This is a genomic window from Spiroplasma endosymbiont of Dactylopius coccus, from assembly GCF_977110965.1.
Genome location: NZ_OZ373019.1, coordinates 117,412 through 138,500 on the forward strand (window position 1 = coordinate 117,412; position 21,089 = coordinate 138,500).

The 21,089-nt window shown below is 24.3% G+C and carries 22 protein-coding genes and 6 pseudogenes; 18 read left to right on the plus strand and 10 right to left on the minus strand.

Annotation, left to right across the window (positions count from 1 at the left end; translation table 4 throughout):
• The first annotated feature begins 81 nt into the window (after window positions 1-81).
• The 6 genes from ACXUB0_RS00760 (at window position 82) to ACXUB0_RS00785 (ending at window position 3,744) form a co-directional block, all read left to right on the plus strand.
• Window positions 82-297 (plus strand): hypothetical protein, encoded by a 216-nt coding sequence (locus ACXUB0_RS00760; RefSeq protein WP_458257429.1) that lies wholly within the window; start codon window positions 82-84, stop codon window positions 295-297.
• Window positions 298-308: 11 nt separating this feature from the next.
• Entirely contained in the window at window positions 309-671 is a 363-nt protein-coding gene (locus tag ACXUB0_RS00765) for a hypothetical protein (RefSeq protein ID WP_458257430.1), read from the plus strand.
• 408 nt (window positions 672-1,079) lie between these two features.
• Window positions 1,080-1,271 (plus strand): hypothetical protein, encoded by a 192-nt coding sequence (locus tag ACXUB0_RS00770; protein WP_458257431.1) that lies wholly within the window; start codon window positions 1,080-1,082, stop codon window positions 1,269-1,271.
• A 2-nt stretch (window positions 1,272-1,273) separates the two neighbouring features.
• On the plus strand, window positions 1,274-1,651 hold the full coding sequence (locus ACXUB0_RS00775) for a hypothetical protein (RefSeq protein WP_458257432.1): 378 nt from the start codon (window positions 1,274-1,276) through the stop codon (window positions 1,649-1,651).
• Window positions 1,652-1,793: 142 nt separating this feature from the next.
• On the plus strand, window positions 1,794-2,453 hold the full coding sequence (locus ACXUB0_RS00780) for a hypothetical protein (protein ID WP_458257433.1): 660 nt from the start codon (window positions 1,794-1,796) through the stop codon (window positions 2,451-2,453).
• A gap of 337 nt (window positions 2,454-2,790) precedes the next feature.
• Window positions 2,791-3,744, plus strand: a complete 954-nt coding sequence (locus ACXUB0_RS00785) for a hypothetical protein (RefSeq protein WP_458257434.1) — start codon at window positions 2,791-2,793, stop codon at window positions 3,742-3,744.
• A 522-nt stretch (window positions 3,745-4,266) separates the two neighbouring features.
• On the opposite strand, the gene ACXUB0_RS00790 is transcribed toward ACXUB0_RS00785, so the two are convergent.
• A complete protein-coding gene (locus tag ACXUB0_RS00790; RefSeq protein WP_458257435.1) occupies window positions 4,267-4,428 on the minus strand; it encodes a hypothetical protein in 162 nt (53 codons plus the stop codon).
• Between the two features lie 1,030 nt (window positions 4,429-5,458).
• Between ACXUB0_RS00790 and typA the strand changes: the two genes are divergently transcribed.
• Together typA and ACXUB0_RS00800 are read left to right on the plus strand one after the other, a co-directional pair.
• Complete coding sequence (typA, locus tag ACXUB0_RS00795; RefSeq protein ID WP_458257436.1) at window positions 5,459-7,303, plus strand: translational GTPase TypA; 1,845 nt, start codon at window positions 5,459-5,461, stop codon at window positions 7,301-7,303.
• A gap of 108 nt (window positions 7,304-7,411) precedes the next feature.
• Window positions 7,412-7,810, plus strand: a pseudogene (locus ACXUB0_RS00800) (transposase); the annotation flags it as partial.
• A 41-nt stretch (window positions 7,811-7,851) separates the two neighbouring features.
• Here the strand turns inward: ACXUB0_RS00800 and ACXUB0_RS00805 are convergent.
• The 3 pseudogenes from ACXUB0_RS00805 to ACXUB0_RS00815 all read right to left on the minus strand — a co-directional run.
• Window positions 7,852-8,262 (minus strand): annotated as a pseudogene (locus tag ACXUB0_RS00805) (transposase); the annotation flags it as partial.
• A gap of 220 nt (window positions 8,263-8,482) precedes the next feature.
• Window positions 8,483-8,689, minus strand: a pseudogene (locus ACXUB0_RS00810) (transposase); the annotation flags it as partial.
• A gap of 22 nt (window positions 8,690-8,711) precedes the next feature.
• A pseudogene (locus tag ACXUB0_RS00815) lies at window positions 8,712-9,167 on the minus strand (transposase); the annotation flags it as partial.
• A gap of 76 nt (window positions 9,168-9,243) precedes the next feature.
• Here ACXUB0_RS00815 and ACXUB0_RS00820 point away from each other — a divergent pair.
• Window positions 9,244-10,033, plus strand: a protein-coding gene (locus ACXUB0_RS00820) for an IS5 family transposase (RefSeq protein ID WP_458257437.1) whose coding sequence is annotated in 2 segments (ribosomal slippage) — window positions 9,244-9,504 and window positions 9,506-10,033 — 789 coding nt in all. Because the reading frame shifts where the segments join, the coding sequence is not laid out codon by codon here.
• On the opposite strand, the gene ACXUB0_RS00825 is transcribed toward ACXUB0_RS00820, so the two are convergent.
• The 3 genes from ACXUB0_RS00825 to ACXUB0_RS00835 are packed head-to-tail and all read right to left on the minus strand — an operon-like array spanning window position 10,019 to window position 10,697.
• Window positions 10,019-10,177, minus strand: a complete 159-nt coding sequence (locus tag ACXUB0_RS00825; RefSeq protein ID WP_458257438.1) for a hypothetical protein — start codon at window positions 10,175-10,177, stop codon at window positions 10,019-10,021. The genes ACXUB0_RS00820 and ACXUB0_RS00825 overlap by 15 nt on opposite strands.
• Before the next feature lie 44 nt (window positions 10,178-10,221).
• On the minus strand, window positions 10,222-10,377 hold the full coding sequence (locus ACXUB0_RS00830; RefSeq protein ID WP_458257439.1) for a transposase: 156 nt from the start codon (window positions 10,375-10,377) through the stop codon (window positions 10,222-10,224).
• A gap of 41 nt (window positions 10,378-10,418) precedes the next feature.
• The gene (locus tag ACXUB0_RS00835; RefSeq protein WP_353306568.1) at window positions 10,419-10,697 is read right to left on the minus strand and encodes a transposase; all 279 of its coding nucleotides are present in this window, start codon (window positions 10,695-10,697) and stop codon (window positions 10,419-10,421) included.
• A gap of 83 nt (window positions 10,698-10,780) precedes the next feature.
• Between ACXUB0_RS00835 and ACXUB0_RS00840 the strand changes: the two genes are divergently transcribed.
• The 8 genes and pseudogenes from ACXUB0_RS00840 to udk all read left to right on the plus strand — a co-directional run bounded on the left by ACXUB0_RS00840 (window position 10,781) and on the right by udk (window position 18,250).
• Window positions 10,781-11,263 carry a hypothetical protein gene (locus ACXUB0_RS00840; protein WP_458257440.1) on the plus strand — a complete coding sequence of 161 codons (483 nt, stop codon included), beginning with the start codon at window positions 10,781-10,783 and terminating at the stop codon, window positions 11,261-11,263.
• Between the two features lie 11 nt (window positions 11,264-11,274).
• Window positions 11,275-11,514, plus strand: a complete 240-nt coding sequence (locus tag ACXUB0_RS00845) for a hypothetical protein (RefSeq protein WP_458257441.1) — start codon at window positions 11,275-11,277, stop codon at window positions 11,512-11,514.
• A gap of 509 nt (window positions 11,515-12,023) precedes the next feature.
• Window positions 12,024-12,971: a hypothetical protein gene (locus ACXUB0_RS00850; protein WP_458257442.1), complete on the plus strand. Its 948-nt coding sequence runs from the start codon at window positions 12,024-12,026 to the stop codon at window positions 12,969-12,971.
• Between the two features lie 3 nt (window positions 12,972-12,974).
• Complete coding sequence (locus ACXUB0_RS00855) at window positions 12,975-14,864, plus strand: hypothetical protein (protein WP_458257443.1); 1,890 nt, start codon at window positions 12,975-12,977, stop codon at window positions 14,862-14,864.
• A gap of 144 nt (window positions 14,865-15,008) precedes the next feature.
• Complete coding sequence (locus tag ACXUB0_RS00860; protein WP_458257444.1) at window positions 15,009-16,739, plus strand: hypothetical protein; 1,731 nt, start codon at window positions 15,009-15,011, stop codon at window positions 16,737-16,739.
• Window positions 16,740-16,929: 190 nt separating this feature from the next.
• Window positions 16,930-17,112, plus strand: a complete 183-nt coding sequence (locus ACXUB0_RS00865) for a hypothetical protein (protein ID WP_458257445.1) — start codon at window positions 16,930-16,932, stop codon at window positions 17,110-17,112.
• 76 nt (window positions 17,113-17,188) lie between these two features.
• The gene (gene ruvX / locus ACXUB0_RS00870; RefSeq protein WP_174481257.1) at window positions 17,189-17,614 is read left to right on the plus strand and encodes a Holliday junction resolvase RuvX; all 426 of its coding nucleotides are present in this window, start codon (window positions 17,189-17,191) and stop codon (window positions 17,612-17,614) included.
• Between the two features lie 16 nt (window positions 17,615-17,630).
• Window positions 17,631-18,250: pseudogene (gene udk / locus ACXUB0_RS00875) on the plus strand (uridine kinase).
• A gap of 66 nt (window positions 18,251-18,316) precedes the next feature.
• Here the strand turns inward: udk and ACXUB0_RS00880 are convergent.
• Window positions 18,317-18,769 (minus strand): annotated as a pseudogene (locus ACXUB0_RS00880) (transposase); the annotation flags it as partial.
• Between the two features lie 113 nt (window positions 18,770-18,882).
• On the opposite strand from ACXUB0_RS00880, the gene ACXUB0_RS00885 reads away from it, so the two are divergent.
• The gene (locus ACXUB0_RS00885; RefSeq protein ID WP_458257446.1) at window positions 18,883-19,155 is read left to right on the plus strand and encodes a hypothetical protein; all 273 of its coding nucleotides are present in this window, start codon (window positions 18,883-18,885) and stop codon (window positions 19,153-19,155) included.
• Window positions 19,156-19,636: 481 nt separating this feature from the next.
• On the opposite strand, the gene ACXUB0_RS00890 is transcribed toward ACXUB0_RS00885, so the two are convergent.
• Together ACXUB0_RS00890 and ACXUB0_RS00895 are read right to left on the minus strand one after the other, a co-directional pair.
• Entirely contained in the window at window positions 19,637-20,680 is a 1,044-nt protein-coding gene (locus tag ACXUB0_RS00890) for a hypothetical protein (protein WP_458257447.1), read from the minus strand.
• Window positions 20,661-20,909 (minus strand): hypothetical protein, encoded by a 249-nt coding sequence (locus tag ACXUB0_RS00895; protein WP_458257448.1) that lies wholly within the window; start codon window positions 20,907-20,909, stop codon window positions 20,661-20,663. Before ACXUB0_RS00895 ends, ACXUB0_RS00890 begins: the two co-directional genes overlap by 20 nt.
• Window positions 20,910-21,089 lie beyond the last annotated feature (180 nt).

A 21,089-nucleotide genomic window follows, 5' to 3' on the forward strand; every position in this document is an offset into this window, starting at 1 on the left:
TTATTATAGAATTAATTAAACATAGTTATTTTTGTAAGTTACACAGATTACTAAACATTACCTTTGGTTTTTGTTTTACCTTTGTTAGGTAAACTTTTACCAGTTGTTAATACTTTGGTACAAACTATTTATATGCAGTATTTAAGTTCTTTTGCTGGGTTACATACTGTGACACTTTTTATTAAGTCGTTTTTTTATGATAGTTTATATACTTTACCTTTGCCTATTCTTGCTTTAATAAATGTTAGTTTTGTATTTTATTTAATTTTAGGATTATTTAGATTTACAAGACATTAGGATGTGAAATTATGTTTATACCTTTTATTACAACTGTTATGCAATTATTTGCTTCAATTTTTATGAAGTTTTTTAGTTTTCCACTTGGTGATTTAGGTTTTAATTTGGGTACGTTGATGATATTTTTGATTTTGCTTAGATTTGCATTTAGGGTTATTTTACCTGAATTAATGTTACCAACATTAGCATTAGGACGTAATGTTAAAACCATTGGTCGTTTTGCTAGTAATGTAAATAATGTTGTTGGTACAAGTATTGCCAAACATCATTTAAGAAAATTGGAACAAAAAGAAGTTAAAGAAAGAATGGAACGACGTGCTAATTATGTAAGAACCTGTTTAGGATCTTTTTTAACTTATTTTTGATTAAATTAATATCATAAATGTTATTTTATAGTTGAAAAATAAATTTTTAATCGATAAGTTGTCAAATGATAAAATCTTTTTAACAAAAAAATGACAAAGAAAATAAAATGTTAATTAACTGTCAGGTTAGAAATAATTATTCCCTTTTTTAGTTTAATTATGTTTAAAAGATTCCAAACAGGTTCTAAGGCTTAAATATGGTGAATAGTTATGTCTAATTTTGTTTTGAGTATATTGCATTTTATTTTTATATTTTCTAGTAATGATATTGGTATATTTTTAAATCAACCAAACATTACTAATGAAGTTTATATTTTGTTTAATTTGACTTTTTGATTGGTATTAGGTGTATTTTTTAATTTTATTTATCGTGCTATTAAATTTGTTTTTAGGTCATTGTTTGGGTAGGTGTTAAGTATGAGTGTTTTAGAAATTTACAATAAAATACATCAATGTATAGTTGATTATTGAACTATGTTTATAGGTAATCCAGTTGATTATTTTACTACTATTTTATGAAATTTAGTGGTTTATGGAACTCAATTTTTTATTGGATTTGTTTTGTTTTATGGTTCATGGTGAATTTTAAAATGTTTATTTGGTAAATAATTATGTGATTTAAGTTTGCTAAATTATTTTTTGTTGTAAATACTTCTGTTCAAGCACCCACTAGTTTAATTGTTTCAAATGACCCTAATGTTGTTAATTATGATATTACAAAAGATATGGTTAAGTATGTTAAATATAATAATTTTGATGATTGAGCAACAATACCATGAAATTCTGCTTATTTTGACATTGACCAACCGGATTTAAAATTAGTAAGTGGTGAAATTATAGGTGGTGTAAAGAATGATTTGGATGTTGAATATCGAAGTGATGTTGTAGGTGTTAAAAAGACAACACTTAATACTGGAACTGGTGTTTATTCTTTTAAGAACCTGTTTAGGATCTTTTTTAACTTATTTTTGATTAAATTAATATCATAAATGTTATTTTATAGTTGAAAAATAAATTTTTAATCGATAAGTTGTCAAATGATAAAATCTTTTTAACAAAAAAATGACAAAGAAAATAAAATGTTAATTAACTGTCAGGTTAGAAATAATTATTCCCTTTTTTAGTTTAATTATGTTTAAAAGATTCCAAACAGGTTCTAAGAGATATCAGTTAGATGACATTTCTCGTATTATGTTTAATCATAATTTTATTCAATATGGCAAAAAAAATCAAATTCTTATTTATAATGTAAATCGTTGAGCTAAACCTTTGAGTTTACGTTTTGAATTAAATTTTGAAATTGATAAACCTTTAAGTTTTTATATTCAAGGTTTTATGTTTTATTTTAGTTATGATGGTTTTTCTACATTTACTGGTGATTTTTCTTTTAGTTTTTTAGATTATGTTGGTGATACTAAATATGTTTTTAAAGGTGCAATTGATAATACTACTTTTAGTCAAGATTTATATAATTTTATATCTATGCCGGTGCGTGTTCCAAATTTAAGACATTTAACTGTATTTTTTGATATTCATGGAACTACAGATTTAACTATTTCACCAGATGTTTTATTTGGTCAAGTTAATATTTTTTCAAGTGAGAAAGTAACACCAGTTCCACCAAATAGTCCTTTTAATCCTGAGTATGAACGAGTTAGTTGATATGATGTTTTTGGTCAATTGCGTAATGCTTTTAGATGAGTACTTTATGGTGTTGTTGGTAAAATTTTACCCGTTGAACCTTTAAGAACCTGTTTAGGATCTTTTTTAACTTATTTTTGATTAAATTAATATCATAAATGTTATTTTATAGTTGAAAAATAAATTTTTAATCGATAAGTTGTCAAATGATAAAATCTTTTTAACAAAAAAATGACAAAGAAAATAAAATGTTAATTAACTGTCAGGTTAGAAATAATTATTCCCTTTTTTAGTTTAATTATGTTTAAAAGATTCCAAACAGGTTCTAAGAGAATTTTTTGCTAAACTTGACGGATTATTGAGACGTATTTTTGATGATACTATTAGTTCTGTTTTAAATGTTGATTTTACTAGTGGTTTAGAACAAGTTTTAACTTTATGAGTATTTTTAAAAGCAGTAGGATTTTTAGTTGGTTAGGAGTTTATTATGAAAAAGAAAGATTTATGATATGGTTATTTACTTTTAGGAGTTATATTAATAATACTTTATCCATTTTTAATAACTAGAAAAAATATAAAGATATTACAACGTGTAGGTAGTTATATTATTTCAGCACCACCACGTACTGGTAAATCTGCTCTTGCATGTTGTTTAGCACAAAAACACAAAGGTAGAGTAGTAAGTCCTATTCCTATTAAAGTTCGTAATGAATATAGTTATCGTTGTTCTTATGATTATGTTTTTAAATTTAATCAATTAAATAGTAATTATGCTTTTAAAGAGTGTGATATGGTTGTTTTAGATGAGTTAGGTTTGAAAATTAATAGTAATGATTTATCACCCGAATTTAAAGAAACACAAGAAAGGTTAGGAATGTTTTGTAAGTTAATAGGTCATAATTTTAATGGAATTATGTATATGATTGAGCAACACCCCGATAGAATACCAAAGCAAGCACGTGAAAAAGTGGAATATATTGTTCAAGTTAAAAGAATGCGTATTTTTTTATTTTTAGTTAAGTTTAAACTAAATATTTATACTAATGTTGATGATTATAATAAAGTTGTATTATCTAAAAGACAAACAAAGCGAATAATTAAACGTGGTGGATTACCATCTAGTTATAGTGGTGAAACTATGACTTTTAGTTTATGATTTCCTAGGTCTTATTTACAAAGATATAATAGTCGTGCTTTAAATTATATTCATTCGTTAAAGAGTGAATTAAGTATTGTTAAAGACTATGAACAATCACAAGCATTAGATTTTACTGTTGATGATATTAGAGCAGTAGGATTAGATAAGTTGGATAATATATTACAAACTGAAAAGAAAGAAACTGAAAATACTGTATGCCGTACTTGTTATTATAGAAATAAATATTCTAAGAACCTGTTTAGGATCTTTTTTAACTTATTTTTGATTAAATTAATATCATAAATGTTATTTTATAGTTGAAAAATAAATTTTTAATCGATAAGTTGTCAAATGATAAAATCTTTTTAACAAAAAAATGACAAAGAAAATAAAATGTTAATTAACTGTCAGGTTAGAAATAATTATTCCCTTTTTTAGTTTAATTATGTTTAAAAGATTCTAAACAGGTTCTAAGAACCTGTTTAGGATCTTTTTTAACTTATTTTTGATTAAATTAATATCATAAATGTTATTTTATAGTTGAAAAATAAATTTTTAATCGATAAGTTGTCAAATGATAAAATCTTTTTAACAAAAAAATGACAAAGAAAATAAAATGTTAATTAACTGTCAGGTTAGAAATAATTATTCCCTTTTTTAGTTTAATTATGTTTAAAAGATTCCAAACAGGTTCTAAGAAAAATAAGAAAGATGTTAAAATAGAGTAAACCTATATTATTGGTCGGAGCCAACCAGAACCTTGGTTGGTTGGCCGTGGCGTTTACGCCACTGGGGTGAGTTGCGAAGCAACGAGGGGCAAAGCCCCTATATACTTGTACTTTGTAAAACAAAGATACACAGATTTCTAAAAAGCCTCCTATTATTTTTAATCATTCAATTTGGAATAGATAATTTATATTCACCATAATCAATCATAATAGAATTTTGTTTTTTAATTATTTGTTCTTTTTTAAATTCTATTTGCATAATAATCCTTTCCTAATATGTTCTGTTGCTTCTAGCATAAAGAACATATAATTTGATTTTTAGATTATTAATAATACTACTATTCGTTTTATTTATTCCTGTAATTCTGGGCTCAAAAATAAAATGTGAAATTTTAAAAAACATCGAGGCATTCGATTCAATATTTATTTAATTTGCGTTTAGCAAATTAATATTTTAATTGAACCGGCACCGCTCAATTTTTTTTATAAGTTTGAAATTTATTTTATCGCCCAAAAAAATTTTTCAAAAAAAATAAAAAATAAAACCAACACTTGCTCACTGGAGAGTGGCAAGGTTGGTTAAATTAAGAATAATAATAGTTCGTCCCCACTTCGGGTCTATATATACTAGTTTCCAATTCGCTCCCACCCCAAGAATTACCATTACTGGTTAGTATATTTTATTAGGTATCACTCCACTTATTATTTATCCATGCAAGTCCACATGGCTAGCTACTATTTTTAACAACTGTGTTGTAGTTCACTTTTTTAGTTCCCTAACACGTGTTGATAATAGCGTTAAAGACGTTTATTAAAAATTTTAAAATTTTACAATTACAAAAAAAGACAAGATTATTTCTTGTCTTTTTACTTTGATAATAATTTTTATTTTATCTTATAAAATCTATATTTTTTAAAATACGTCGAATATAAATTTAATGGTAAAAGAGAATTTAATTTGTCTATCATCATTTTTAAATGGTAATTTTGGAAATAAGTTACTAATATGATAATTAATTATTTCGTAAATTTGACAACCGCCCATATACAAACATATTTATTAACCGAACAAATACAACAAAATAATTTTTTAAATAATAATGAAAAAAGTAAATATAGAAATAAAACTCATGAAAATGAAAAAAAATCACAAATCATAAGATTTAAATAATTATTATATGTCAAAAAATCATTTTAAATAAATTATTTTTTTAATTATTTTACTAAATTTAAAAATATTGCGTATAATTTATATAATGTCAAAATTTAAGAATAACGGAGAATGAAAAATGTCTGAACAAGAAAAAGTTTCTGCTGAACAAAAAATTATTAATATTGCAGTGATAGCACACGTCGATGTTGGAAAGTCAACATTAGTTGATGCTTTATTAAAGCAATCAAATATTTTTCATCAAAACCAAGTTATTGTTGAACAAATAATGGATAGTAATTATCAAGAACGTCAACGAGGAATTACTATTTATTCTAAAAATTGTTCAATCATGCATGGTAATACAAAAATTAATATTATTGATACACCTGGTCATGCTGACTTTTCCTCTGAAGTTGAAAGAATTATGAAAACAGTAGACTGTGTTATTTTACTAGTTGATAGTGTTGAAGGACCAATGCCACAAACTCGTTTTGTATTGCAAAAAGCACTAGAACATAACTTAAATCCAATTTTAATGATTAACAAAATTGATAAAAAGGACCAAAGAATTGAAGAAGTAAAAGATGAAGTATTAGAACTTTTTATGGAATTAAATGCTAATGATGAACAGTTAGACTTTCCAACACTTTATGGAATTACTAAACAAGGTATTGCCCAATATGAATTGAATCAACCAAGTGAAAATTTAGAACCATTATTTGAAACAATTATTAAACATGCTAAAATTTCTAAATTAGTAAAATATAATGAGCCTTTACAAATGCAAATTAGTTCATTAGATTATGATAGTTTTATTGGCAGAATTGGAATTGGTAGATTATTTCAAGGTACTATTTCTGAAGGACAAGAAATAATTGTTGTTGATGATTATGATTTAAAAAGAAAAGCTAAAGTAAAATATTTATTTGTTTATCAAGGATTAAAACGAGTAGCTGTTAAAAACGCTGTTGCTGGTGATATTGTTTGCATAGCGGGTATTGAAAATATAACAATTGGTAATACTATTTGTGATAAAGATAATGTTGTGCCAATGGAACCAATTACAATACAGGCTCCAACAATGTCAATGAATTTCCTTGTTAATAATTCACCATTTTCTGGAACTGAAGGTAAACTAGTAACTAGTAATAAAATTAAAGAACGTTTAACAAGAGAATTAGAAACTAATGTTGGTTTAAAAATAGAACAATTATCTGGAAGTAATGCTGATGGTTTTAAAGTTTTTGGTCGTGGTGAATTACATTTATCTGTTTTAATTGAAAATATGCGTCGTGAAGGCTTTGAATTAGGTATTTCTAAACCGGAAGTAGTATTTAAAAAAGATGAAAAAGGACACACCACTGAACCAGTCGAAGAAATTATTTTAAATCATCCTACTAAATATAGTAGTATTGTTATTAATAATTTAAATCTAAGAAAAGGTATTATGACTAATATGGATTCTGATAATGTTCGTGATAAAATTATTTTTCATATTCCAACAAGAGGATTAATTGGATTTGGTCGTCAATACGTTAATATTACTCGCGGAACTGGTGTTATGGTTCGTAGTTTCCTTACATATGAACCATTAAAAGGCGAAATTAATAATAATAGAAATGGCGTTCTAGTAAGTATGATTACAGGCACAACATTACCTTATGCTTTAAATTCTTTAGAAGAACGTGGTACTTTATTTGTTAAACCGCAAACTAAAGTGTATGAAGGAATGATTATTGGTTTAAGTAATCGTGATAAAGATTTAGATGTTAATCCTTGCAAAGCAAAACAATTAACAAATACTAGAAGTTCAGGTAATGATGAAGCTGTTAGATTAACACCACCAACTATTTTTAGTTTAGAAGAATCTTTAGAATTTATTGCTAGAGATGAATTAGTTGAAGTAACACCACAAAATATTCGTATGCGTAAAAAATTCTTGACTGAAAATGAACGTAAACAAAATAGAAATCGTAAGTAATACTTACGATTTTTTTTAAAGATTGGTAATGTTTAGTAATCTGTGTAACTTACAAAAATAACTATGTTTAATTAATTCTATAATAAACCTAGAAAGAGTGAATTACAGATGGCTAAAAAGCAAAATATTAATAATAATGATCCAATATCAAAAGCAGTAGATTTATTATTAGAAAATACTGAAGATTTAACAACAGTTTTTAAAGAGGGAGGTTTGTATAAAGAATTAACAAAAAGATTAGTAGAAAAAATGTTGAATTCTGAGATGCAAAATTATTTAGGATATGATAAGAATCAACATAGTAATAGTGACAATGCTCGTAATGGTATAAGTTCAAAAAAATTAATAACTCAACAAGGTAAAATTGAGATTGATGTACCACGAGATCGCAATAGTAATTTTAATCCTGTAATAATTGCAAAAAGACAAAGAAGATTTGATGGTTTTGATCAACAAGTTCTTTCTTTATATGCAAAAGGTATGACATTATCAGATATTAGAATGCAAGAGGCTTTTTAGAAATCTGTGTATCTTTGTTTTACAAAGTACTAGTTAAGATTAATTCTATCTTCAAATTTTATCATAAAATGAGCAATTGCTGTATTTCAATTTTGAATGGGCATTGTTCATTTTTTTGTTATATTTTCAATTGCTAAATAAAATATTTTCAATTCTTCCATATCATTAGGAAAAACTTTTTTATTTCTGATAACTTTTCGTAATTGACTATTAACAGATTCAATAGCATTTGTGGTATAAATTACTCTTTTAATTTCTGTTGGATAACTAATAAAAACTATCAAATTTTCTCAATTTTTATATCAAGATTTAGCAATTTGAGGATATTGTTTATTTCACTTATTTTCAAATGTTTCTAAAGCCTGCATTGCTTGTTCTTCACTACATGCAGTATAAATTGGTTTTAAATCTGCAACTAGAGATTTTCTATGCTTATATGAGAACCTGTTTGGAATCTTTTAAACATAATTAAACTAAAAAAGGGAATAATTATTTCTAACCTGACAGTTAATTAACATTTTATTTTCTTTGTCATTTTTTTGTTAAAAAGATTTTATCATTTGACAACTTATCGATTAAAAATTTATTTTTCAACTATAAAATAACATTTATGATATTAATTTAATCAAAAATAAGTTAAAAAAGATCCTAAACAGGTTCTGAGACATATTTCAAACTATTTCTAATTTGATGAACGATGCATAATTGATGTTCTGTTTTAGGATAAACTGATTGTATTGCTTCTGACATTCCTGTTAAATTATCACTACAAGCAATAAGAATATCATTTAAGCCTCGATTTTTCATTTCTGTGAAATTGGCTAATCAAAATTTAGAACCTTCATTTTCACTAATTCATAAGCCTATGGAATGGCAACACTTTTTAGGACTATTTTTTGGTAGACACTTGTTCTTGATATTTGATAGGAGTTAAGTAGTTTAAAGTGCTGTGGATTCTTATGTTGTTGTATCAATTGATATAATCAAATAATTCTAATTTTAATTGGATTAATGATGTAAAATTTTTATCATTAATAAATTCAGTTTTGAAAGTTTTAAAAGTTGCTTCAGCAACAGCATTATCATAAGGACAACCTTTTTTGCTTAAAGATCGAGTAATATTGAATGCTAATAAAAGATTATTAATAATTTTATTGTTAAATTCATTACCTCGATCACTATGAAATATTTGGATATCTTTTAAACAGCGATTTGATTGCATAAATGCTTGATATACTAGTAATGCATCTTTTTTAACTCCAACACTATGTCCAATAATTTCGCGGTTAAATAGGTCTATTAATAGGCAAATATAGTTTCATTTACCATTAACTTGAACGTAAGTAAATCACTAAGAACCTGTTTGGAATCTTTTATAAAATAACGTAAAATGACTATATATTTTAAGATAAGGGGTATATATGCATAAAAATTATCCAAGTCATGTTACTAAAGAACAATTTGAGAACATAAGATCAATTTTAGAAAATAGCAAAAAGAAAACAAAACCAAGAAATTTAGATTTATATGAAGTATTTTGTGCAGTTTTATATGTATTAAAAAGTGGATGTCAATGAAGAATGTTACCAAAAAATTTTCCAAAATGACAAACTGTATATTATTATTTTCAAATTTGAAGTAAAAATAGTGATAAAGAACCTAGCACTTGACAAGTAATTTTAAAAAAAATTAGTTAGAAAAGTTCGTATCAATAATGGTAGAAAAGAACAAACTAGTTTTTGTATAATTGATTCACAAAGTGTTAAGAACACAGATACTGCTAAAAATAAAGGTTATGATGCTGGTAAAAAAATTTCAGGAATAAAGCTTCATATTGCTGTTGATTCTCAAGGTTTACCACATACAATTTACATAACCACAGCAGAAAAAACAGATCGTAACAGTGCTATAATAATGATTGAAAATGAAAAAGAAAATTTATCTAAAGTTCAAAAAATACTAGTAGATGCTGGTTATACTGGTGAAAAATTTGCTTTTAAAATCAAAACAATCATAAATGCAAATGTTGAAGTTATCAAACGTAATGAATTACATTCTTTTGTATTATTGCCAAAAAGATGAGTTGTAGAACGAAGTTTTGCATGATTAGAAAAATGCAGAAGATTATGAAAAAATTGTGAAAGAAAATTAAATACTAGCTTACAAATGGTTGTTCTTTCCTTTATTTCAATTTTATTAAAAAGATTTTAAACAGGTTCTAACAATAACTTCATTTTTAACCCTATTATTAAAGTTTCTATTAACAAGATTGGTTATTTGACTATTATTGACTTTATTATGATGATTTTTGAATGATAATTTAGTGTATTTTGATATTAAATTATGCTTATTCATAATTTCTTTAATTTTTCTGCGTGATAAATAAATTTCTTGGTTTTCTAAAATTTTTTTAATCTTCTAGTACCATAAACTTCTTTATTTTCTTTAAAAGCACTAATAACAGCTTCATCATACATATTATTTTTGATTTTATTTTCTTTTTTCTTTAAGTTAAAATAATATGTTGATTTAGATATTTTCAAAAAACGACACATTGTGCGAATTTTATATTTAACTTTATTTTTAGCAATAATTTCTACTTTCTGCCTATTATTAGTGCTGCTTGCTTTAAAATATCATTTTCCATTCTTAATTGTTTTAATTCTTTTCTTAATTTAATTAATTCATTTTCTTCAACAGAACGATTATCTTTAGTTTTAAAACTACCTGAATTAGTAAATTGCTTAATTCAATTATAAGTAGCTGCTCTTGTAACATTGTACTCTTTAGCAAGACAAGACACTGACTTACCGCTTTGATATAAAGCTACTATTTGTTTTTTAAATTCATCTGAATATGAGTTAATATTGGCCATAATTATACTTACTTTCTTTTCACTAATTTGTTCACTTGTCTACGTAATTAGTGTCCAATAAAGTGTAACCCATCCAACAAATTATGCCATTTGTTTTAGCAACACCAAGAGCAATGAAAAGATACATGTTGCAACAAACAATAGTATATGTACAAGAAATTGCCGATGGCAAACTTGGTAGAGCATATAAAGTTGGTGGTGAAGTATTAGGTCAATCAATACCTTATATTTCTAAAAAAGAAGAAACATCACGTTGAATGTTATGTGGAATTATTAATAAAACTGATTTAAGTAGTAAAGTAACAACTTTAACAACTAATATTACTGCTGATACTACTAAAAATAATCAATTTTTAGATAAAAAAATTTTAAATACTAATGAAATTAAAACTTTAAATCCTAATCTAACAAATCCAAAAATTAAGTATTTTGGTGAACAACAAGCTACAACTGACATAACTAATGAAAAACAAAAAGCAGGAGATTTATATGTAATAATTACTGCTGATATTAATGATGCATATTATCAAATTTCAACAAATCCAATTAAAATAACTATTAAATAAGGATAATTATTATGCCAATTGGTACAACTAGTACAGCAATACTTTTAAACATAAATAAACCAAAACATACTAGAACAAGTCAACAACAAGAACATAAAAGTTTTTGATGAGAAATTTTAGAAATGATTGGTGTACAAGTAATTGCAGTAGCACTTGCTCCTTTTACTGGTGGATTAAGTGAAAGTTTTGCACTTGGATTAGGTGCAAGTGATTTAGTTGCTATTATTAGTGCTGTTGGTGTAGAATTTTAACTGATTTTACTATAAATCAAGTTTATGATTATTTAAAAGGAAATGTAACACCATTAAATACTTTTTTTAATATATTACCAGCATTTGCTGGACTTAATAGAATTAGTCGTGGTTATCGTACAAGTAAATTTATTAGTTTAGCAGAAAAAACTAAAACATTAGAACAAATTGGTATTAAAAAAGCAAAAAATTTACAAGAAATCATTAGTCAAGTAAGTGAAAAACAATTTTTAACAGATAAAATTATTGGTAATAAACGTTATTTATTTAATTACAACCATGTTCCAAATCGCGAAACAATAATACAAAATTTAGGATTTGTTGCTGAAAGACAATATAAAAATAATTTTGCAAAGTTAGAAACACAAGAATTAAAAGATTATTTATTATTACAAAATGAATTAATAAAGTTAAGTCCACAGTTAACTCCAAAATTTAAAATTAAAGATATTGATAAAGCCAATAACTTTTTAAAAAAATATAATACTGATTTAAAAGAAGTATTAAAAATGAATCAACATGATTGATTAAATTTAGTTCATACAATACATGCAGAAAATAGATATGGAAAATCTTTAATTTTAGATTTACAAAAAATTCGTGCTAATGCTATTAAATTTAATTTTAAAAATAGTACTATTCATAAACTTGTTTTAAAAGTTAATAAAACTTTTAAATATTTTGATATTAAATTTTATTTTAAAAAAGGTTTAAATAAATTTTGAAAAGAAACACCATATTTTGAAAAAATACGTGAAAGTATATATAAATTGCAAGAAAAGTTTGAAAAATTAGAAAAACAAGCATTCGAGAAAATTAATAAATTAAAAGAAAAAGCAACTGATGTATTTACAAGCGCAGAAAAGAAAGCAATTAAACATGCACAATTAATTCCATTAAATTCACCGGTATTTATGGCTTGTAAAATTCAACCATTATCATTAGACAAATGTGCAATTACTATTTATCATCGTAATCCTAAATATAAACCAATTGTAGTTATTGACAGTATTATAAAAGTAGAAACTTTTGTTACTCAAATACATCCATTTCATTGATATAGATGATATAGTGGTTGATATATTGGTTATGGGGTTATTCAAAATAAATGATTAAAAACTATTGCTTTTGCACCCCCAGTAGTTCAACAAATAATTAAAGATAGTTTTAAAGTATATAGACAAATATTTAGAACAATAAGAACTTATCATAAAGTAGTTAATATTATTAATAACCCTATTGAAAATATTAATAAATCATTTAAAAGAGTTGGTTTAAAATTTTCAGTAAATACTATATTTGGAACTGGATTATTAAGGCATTTAGAAAAATTTGCATATAAGCAAGTTGTAAAAAAAGGAAAGAAAAAATTACAAAAAGAAATTTTGCATATATCCCATAGAAAAACAAAATCAAAAACTAAACGTTATAAAAAAGCATTTTTTAAGGAATGATAAAATATGATTAATAAACTTTGAACTGGTGTCAGTTTAGAAAATTATAATAATTGATATCCATTAACTGGAAAAATTACAGAAACTCCACAACAATATATAAATACATGACTAAATGTTAATGATTGATTTAAAACTTTTGCTATTCGTGCACAAAATGATATTAATGCTTATCTTGGTTTTATTTTATCTAAATTTCCTTTTGATAGTTTCAAAGATGAATTAATTAAAGAAACATTAAGAAATATGGTATATGTAACCGTTGAACATTGAGTATTTAATCGTACACCAATTGAGTTTAATGTCGATGCTACTATTCAATTTAATAATGGTAGTCAATTTAGTGCAAGTAGTATTCCTACAATTAATGTATGAGATTTAGCACCAAGTAGAATGAAAATATGGGCAAGACTAACAGAATTAAAACAAATATTATCAAATTATAATGATGATGAAATAGATGTTGAAAAAATTGATTTAAAAGCATTTTATACTAGAAATCAAGTTGATGAATTAATTAAAGAACAAAAAGAATTTACATTATCAAAACAAGTAAAATTATATGATGATTTAGTTGATGATAATGAAAAGGAAATATATAGAGGTCCTGTTAGTAAATTTGTTAATAAAGGTTATGTTGCAACTGATTATGATAAAGAAACTGAAACAATGATTTTAGATTGACCTGATGAAATTGGTACATTACCACCCGAAGCATTACAAAATAATCCACAAATTGGTGATTTTACTCATGCACCAACTTGTGATTTTTCGGCTAAACAACAAAAACGAATTACTACTAATGAAAATAATATTAAATTATTAGAAACTAAAGTTGATAATAATATCAAATCAATAGAAAATAAAATTGAGATTAATAAACAAAATATTGATGATATTAAAAATAACTGATTTAATATTGAAACTAGTCCATTATGAAAAGAGATATCTAATGAACTTTCAACTGATAATTTAAATAAAGAAATATTAGTAATATGAGGTTATATTTATGAGAGTGATATTTATAAATATAAATATACTAGAAAATCTATATTTAAATTAAATGAAGAATATGCAATAAAATCATATACTCTATTAGATACTTTTTATTCAGATAAAACTAATAATATTAGATTATATTTAACTTGCAGTAATTATAAAATTCGCGCTACTGCTACACCCGGGACATATTATTCAGGATTTATTTCTAAAATATATCAATATCAAGGAACTGGAACACCAACTGAATTTATAACAGAAGAAAGTACTGAACGTGATTATTATACAAAATTAGAAACTAATAATTTATTAAATAAAAAACAAAATAAATTAATTGCTGGTGAAAATATTAAGATTGATGAAAAAACTAATACTATTAGTGCTACTGGTGGTAAAGCAGATTTATCTGATTATTATAAAAAAGAAGAAGTAGATAAAAAAATAGAAGATACAAAATCACAATTTCCAATTGCTTTTCAAATAAATGCTGTTAGTAAAGAAATTCCTAATTTAGAAACTAAAGATAAAACTATTGCTGGTGCTATTAATGAATTAAATAAAAAACAACCAGCACCTAGTCCAATTCCACCAAGTGGTTCAAATTGAAAAGAAGTAGGAACAAAAGTTAATATAAATCATATTAAATATACTTTTAAATCAAATACTAAATATAAAATTTATTATAATTTTGAAAGCCAAACAAGTAGTAAAAAATTTGCTTTTATGTGTAAAGAATTTTTATATGGTGAGTTAAATACTGATATTCAATCTTTGTATTGAGATAAAGTTAATGATAGAATAATAATTTCTTTACAAATGCAAAATGATACAATTGCTATCGTTAGTGACCCTACAAGATTTGGCCAACTTTTAAAATTAGAAGAATTACAGGAATAATATTATGTTTTTTAAAATAATAAAAATTATTTTAGGTTTAATAGGAGTAATTCTATCATCAGCAACAGCGGGTTTAATTATATTTATCATTGTAAAAATAATATTAAAAATTAATCAAATATTTTAAAAAAGGTGGTGAATATTATGTTAGGTAAATTTTTAAGAAGAGATAAAAGTACTAATAATGAAGAAAAAACTAAATTAACTTTTTTAAAAGGTAAAAGTACACATGCTTCTATTTTAAGTTATTTTGGTTTTAATGATTTTAATCATGAAACTTATTTTACTGATTTTGTAGCAGAAAATAATGCTAATTTATATAATGCTCCATTAGATATTAATAATGAAACCATTAAACAATATTTAATTAATCAAGAATTTTATAGAAAAAATTGAAATTCTATTTTTAAGTTAAGTAAATTAGGAATTAGTGGTTATTTAATTTTTATTGCTACTGATGATTTATATTTTCAAGTAGTTGATATACAACAAAGAGTTTATGATATTACTGGTAAATTAATTCAATGTACTATTTTTTATGATAGTTATGAACAAAATGCACAAATTGTAAGATTATTTGAAGTTTATACATTAAATAATGAACAAGTAACTATTAATCGTGCAATTTATAGTGTTAATGATAGTAAAAAACAATTTCCACTAGATTTTAAATCATTCATTAATAACCCTAATTTAGCACAAGAACAAACACTAAATATTAACTATATACCAATAGCAATTATGAGAAATAAAGCAAATGAATTAGCAGATTGTAATAAAGTAATGGATAAAATTAAAGCATTAGATGTTATTTATGAACAAATTGTTTTAGATACCATTTTAAATTCACCTAAATTTATATTTAGTCAAACTTATGGTAATGTTCAATCTTTAATGGAAGATGCAGTAAGAACTTTGGTTACTAAAAACTATATATTTAAAAGTGGTGGAGATAATAATGAACAAAACGAAAATATCAATATGACAAGTAGTAATTTTAAAGGTAAAAATTTAACTGATATATACGACTGAAATGTTAATGAAATATTTAAACGTTGTGGTATTCATATACCAAGTCAAAAGAAGTCAGCACAACAATCAGTTCCCGAAAGTACAGCTGTAAATATTTCAACTATTAATTATATTGAACAAAAATTATGACAATTTAATATTGATATTCTTAAATTTATTCAAATATTAGTACGTTTAGATAAAGATTTATTAAATAGTAAAACATTTAATATAATAGCAAATGCTATACAAGAAAACTTTAAAATAAGTGATTGAATTAAATATTTTACTAAACCAAATATTATATTAGCAAATACAATCACTTATTTTTCTATACGACCAGTTAATTCCATATTTAAATGAGGATTAGAAACATTAAAAATTAAAACTAATATTTGTCCTCAAATAATTTCAAACTGAATTACAAAACAATCAAATTATGGAAAATTTTCAATGGCAATATTTTTATTTTTTTTGAATGCTGTTTTTACTAATATTACTAAAACAGCAACAACACTACTTACTAAATATGAAGTTACAAAATCTCATGTTCTACTTGAATTAAAATTAAAAAAATGAGAAACATGATTATTTTTTTTCTTAGCAACAGGTTCTCAAATGTTTTCTCTTTCTATTTCAAATTTTTATAAAATCTTTAATTTTGAAACTTTAATAAAAAAAATTAGATATTTTCATAAACCAAACATAAGTTTACTAGAAGAAAAATTAATAGAATTAGAAAACAATAGTAATATTCCAATTTTTAATAAATCAAAAGTAATAAAAATACAAGACAGCATAAATGAAGCAAATAAGACTTATAAAGTAATATATTCAAATACAAAAAAATTGATCCAAAGTTAATAAATACCATTGATTATGATTCAGATCAATTTCCATTATTAAACAAAAAAATGATTTTATTTGCTTAATTCATAATATAACTTAAAAATATATTTTTTTTTAAAAAATATTTATACTAATTTATGGATATTTTTAAAAAAAAGAAAAAAATAATCCAAAGTTTAACATTAGAAAAGAGGAACTTTTTATTATGGATAAAGATAAGGAAATTGAAAAGTTAAGAAAACAAGATGCAGAAAATAAAAAACAATTTGAAGAAGAAAGATTAAAAAAAAGAATTGCAGAAGCTGAAAAGGAAAGAAAAAGAATTGCAGAAGAAAAAAACAGTATAAAAAAGATAAAAATTTATAGACATAATACATTTTTATTATAGTTACAATATAAAAAATATTTTTTTATAAAATTAATATATTATTAAAATTAAAAAAAATTTTAAGTATAATAAATTTATGAAATATTTAGGCATTGATTTAGGTAGTAAAACATTAGGGCTTGCTCGTGGTGAAGGAAAAATTGCTTTTTCTTGAAAAACTATTCGTTTCCCAGAGCATGATTTTAATAATGCTATTATCCAACTCCAAAATGCTATTAAAGAATATGATGCTGATATTCTTGTTTTTGGTTACCCTTTAAACATGGATAGCACAGTCGGCCCCAGCGCAAAAATTGTTTTAAATTTTATTGATAAATTTAAATTAACACAAAATAATGATAAACTAAATATTGTTTTACAAGATGAAAGAAGAACTACCTATTCTTCGCAGCAAATATTAATTAAATCTAATGTTTCTTCAAATAAAAGAAAACAAGTTAAAGATCAATTGGCTGCTGCTATTATTTTACAATCATACTTTGATAAAATAACTCAATCTTAAATTTTAGGAGATAAATGTGAAATATAAAAAAATTAATTTAATCGCTATCGCTGGCGGCAGTGCTTCAGGAAAAACAACAGTAGCAGAAAAAATTGCTGAAACTTGTAATAAAAAAAATGTCATTTTTGTACAAATGGATAATTATTATCATGACCTTAGTAACTTAAAAGTTGAAGAAAAAAAACTAATTTTGATCATCCTAATGCTATTGATATGAAATTATTAATTCATGATTTAGAACAATTATTACTTGGCAATGCTATTGAAGAGCCTATTTATGATTTTAAAATCAATAGTCGCAGTAAAAACACTGAGATTATTGGTCCGGGTGATGTTATCATTCTGGATGGTATTTTTGCTTTAGAAAATCCTATTATTCGTGAATTATCTACTATCAAAATTTTTGTTGATACTGATAGTGATACTAGACTACTAAAAAGAATTAAACGAGATGTTAGTTTTAGAAATCGTACTCTTGACAGTGTTTTACAACAATATGCATTAACTGTTAAACCTATGCATGATGCTTTTGTTGAACCAACTAAACGTTATGCTGATATTATTATTCCTTTTGATTTTCATAATACTGTAGCTATTGATATTATTGCTACTAAAATTAAAGCAATTATTAAATAATTGCTTTAAGCTTTAATTTTTAAAAGAGGCTTTTTAGAAATCTGTGTATCTTTGTTTTACAAAGTACTAGTTAAGATTAATTCTATCTTCAAATTTTATCATAAAATGAGCAATTGCTGTATTTCAATTTTGAATGGGCATTGTTCATTTTTTTGTTATATTTTCAATTGCTAAATAAAATATTTTCAATTCTTCCATATCATTAGGAAAAACTTTTTTATTTCTGATAACTTTTCGTAATTGACTATTAACAGATTCAATAGCATTTGTGGTATAAATTACTCTTTTAATTTCTGTTGGATAACTAATAAAAACTATCAAATTTTCTCAATTTTTATATCAAGATTTAGCAATTTGAGGATATTGTTTATTTCACTTATTTTCAAATGTTTCTAAAGCCTGCATTGCTTGTTCTTCACTACATGCAGTATAAATTGGTTTTAAATCTGCAACTAGAGATTTTCTATGCTTATATGAGACATATTTCAAACTATTTCTAATTTGATGAACGATGCATATGAGCTAATCGATATTCGATTGGCTCATTCCAAACCAACAAATAATTACTTCATACCTATAAATTTAACACTTATAAACGCTATTTTATAAAATTTAATAAAAGGTTACTTTTCTTGACAAGTTCACAATTTATTAAAACATACATAAGTATTTTTAATAAGCAATTTTCTTTTCCTATTGATGATAATAAATTTGCTATGATTAAAGCTCCTACATTAGAAGAAATAAATATTTATCTTTCAAGATTTTCTAAAAGAAAAACAGATAGTGGTTCAACTATAACATATTATGGTAAAAAGTATTTTCCTTATAAAAATAATAAAGTTCAATATATACAACCCAGAACTGACGTAATTGTACTTAAATCGTTTATTAATAACTTATAATCTTAGTTATAATCATCAAATATATGAACTAAAAGAAATAGCACTAGAACCAATCATCAAAGAAGAATCAGTAAAAATTAAAAAAGTTTATATACCAAATAAAGATCATCCTTGAAGATATGGATATCAATAATTTCTAATCAAGTATATAGGGGCTTTGCCCCTAGTTGCTTCGCAACTCACCCCAGTGGCGTAAACGCCACGGCCAACCAACCAAGGTTCTGGTTGGCTCCGACCAATAATATAGGTTTACTCTATTTTAACATCTTTCTTATTTTTCTTAGAACCTGTTTAGGATCTTTTTTAACTTATTTTTGATTAAATTAATATCATAAATGTTATTTTATAGTTGAAAAATAAATTTTTAATCGATAAGTTGTCAAATGATAAAATCTTTTTAACAAAAAAATGACAAAGAAAATAAAATGTTAATTAACTGTCAGGTTAGAAATAATTATTCCCTTTTTTAGTTTAATTATGTTTAAAAGATTCCAAACAGGTTCTTAGAATATTTATTTCTATAATAACAAGTACGGCATACAGTATTTTCAGTTTCTTTCTTTTCAGTTTGTAATATATTATCCAACTTATCTAATCCTACTGCTCTAATATCATCAACAGTAAAATCTAATGCTTGTGATTGTTCATAGTCTTTAACAATACTTAATTCACTCTTTAACGAATGAATATAATTTAAAGCACGACTATTATATCTTTGTAAATAAGACCTAGGAAATCATAAACTAAAAGTCATAGTTTCACCACTATAACTAGGTGGTAATCCACCACGTTTAATTATTCGCTTTGTTTGTCTTTTAGATAATACAACTTTATTGTAATCATCAACATTAGTATAAATATTTAGTTTAAACTTAACTAAAAATAACAAAATACGCATTCTTTTAACTTGAACAATATATTCCACTTTTTCACGTGCTTGCTTTGGTATTCTATCGGGGTGTTGCTCAATCATATACATAATTCCATTAAAATTATGACCTATTAACTTACAAAACATTCCTAAACTTTCTTGTGTTTCTTTAAATTCGGGTGATAAAACATTACTATTAATTTTCAAACCTAACTCATCTAAAACAACCATATCACACTCTTTAAAAGCATAATTACTATTTAATTGATTAAATTTAAAAACATCATCATAAGAACAACGATAACTATATTCATTACGAACTTTAATAGGAATAGGACTTACTACTCTACCTTTGTGTTTTTGTGCTAAACAACATGCAAGAGCAGATTTACCAGTACGTGGTGGTGCTGAAATAATATAACTACCTACACGTTGTAATATCTTTATATTTTTTCTAGTTATTAAAAATGGATAAAGTATTATTAATAATATAACTCCTAAAAGTAAATAGCCATATCAAGGCATTATTTCAACTCCTAACAACTTATTAAAATTCATATTTTCACTTAATCTTTGTTCAAAATTTCGCTTTGCTTTTTTCTTTTGTAACTTTTGTCTTGGCATATTTTTTCATTTATTTTTTTTCATTTTCATCAGTTACTCCAAACTCATTATTTAATTTTTTTATATTTTTCTTAGTTTTAACCAAATCAAAAATAATATAACTAATAGTTAAAATAACTAACACCAAAGACAAAACTAAACCAACAATATCACCATTTGTAAAAGAACTATCCATAATCATGCTTAATTTAGAGCCTAAAACACTAAAAGAAAAAACAAATATAATCAAAGAACATCAATCTAAAAAAGTATTTTTCATAATATCTTGACGGCGTTTCAAATATTATCTTAACTTTTCTTTAAATTCCATTTTAAACACCACCTAATGTATAAGCATAAGAATAATCCCAATTTAAACTTGCTCTATCTAAATTAATCTCAGACATACTATCATCATTTAAATCAACATCAACCATACCATCATCACTTATACTTTGAT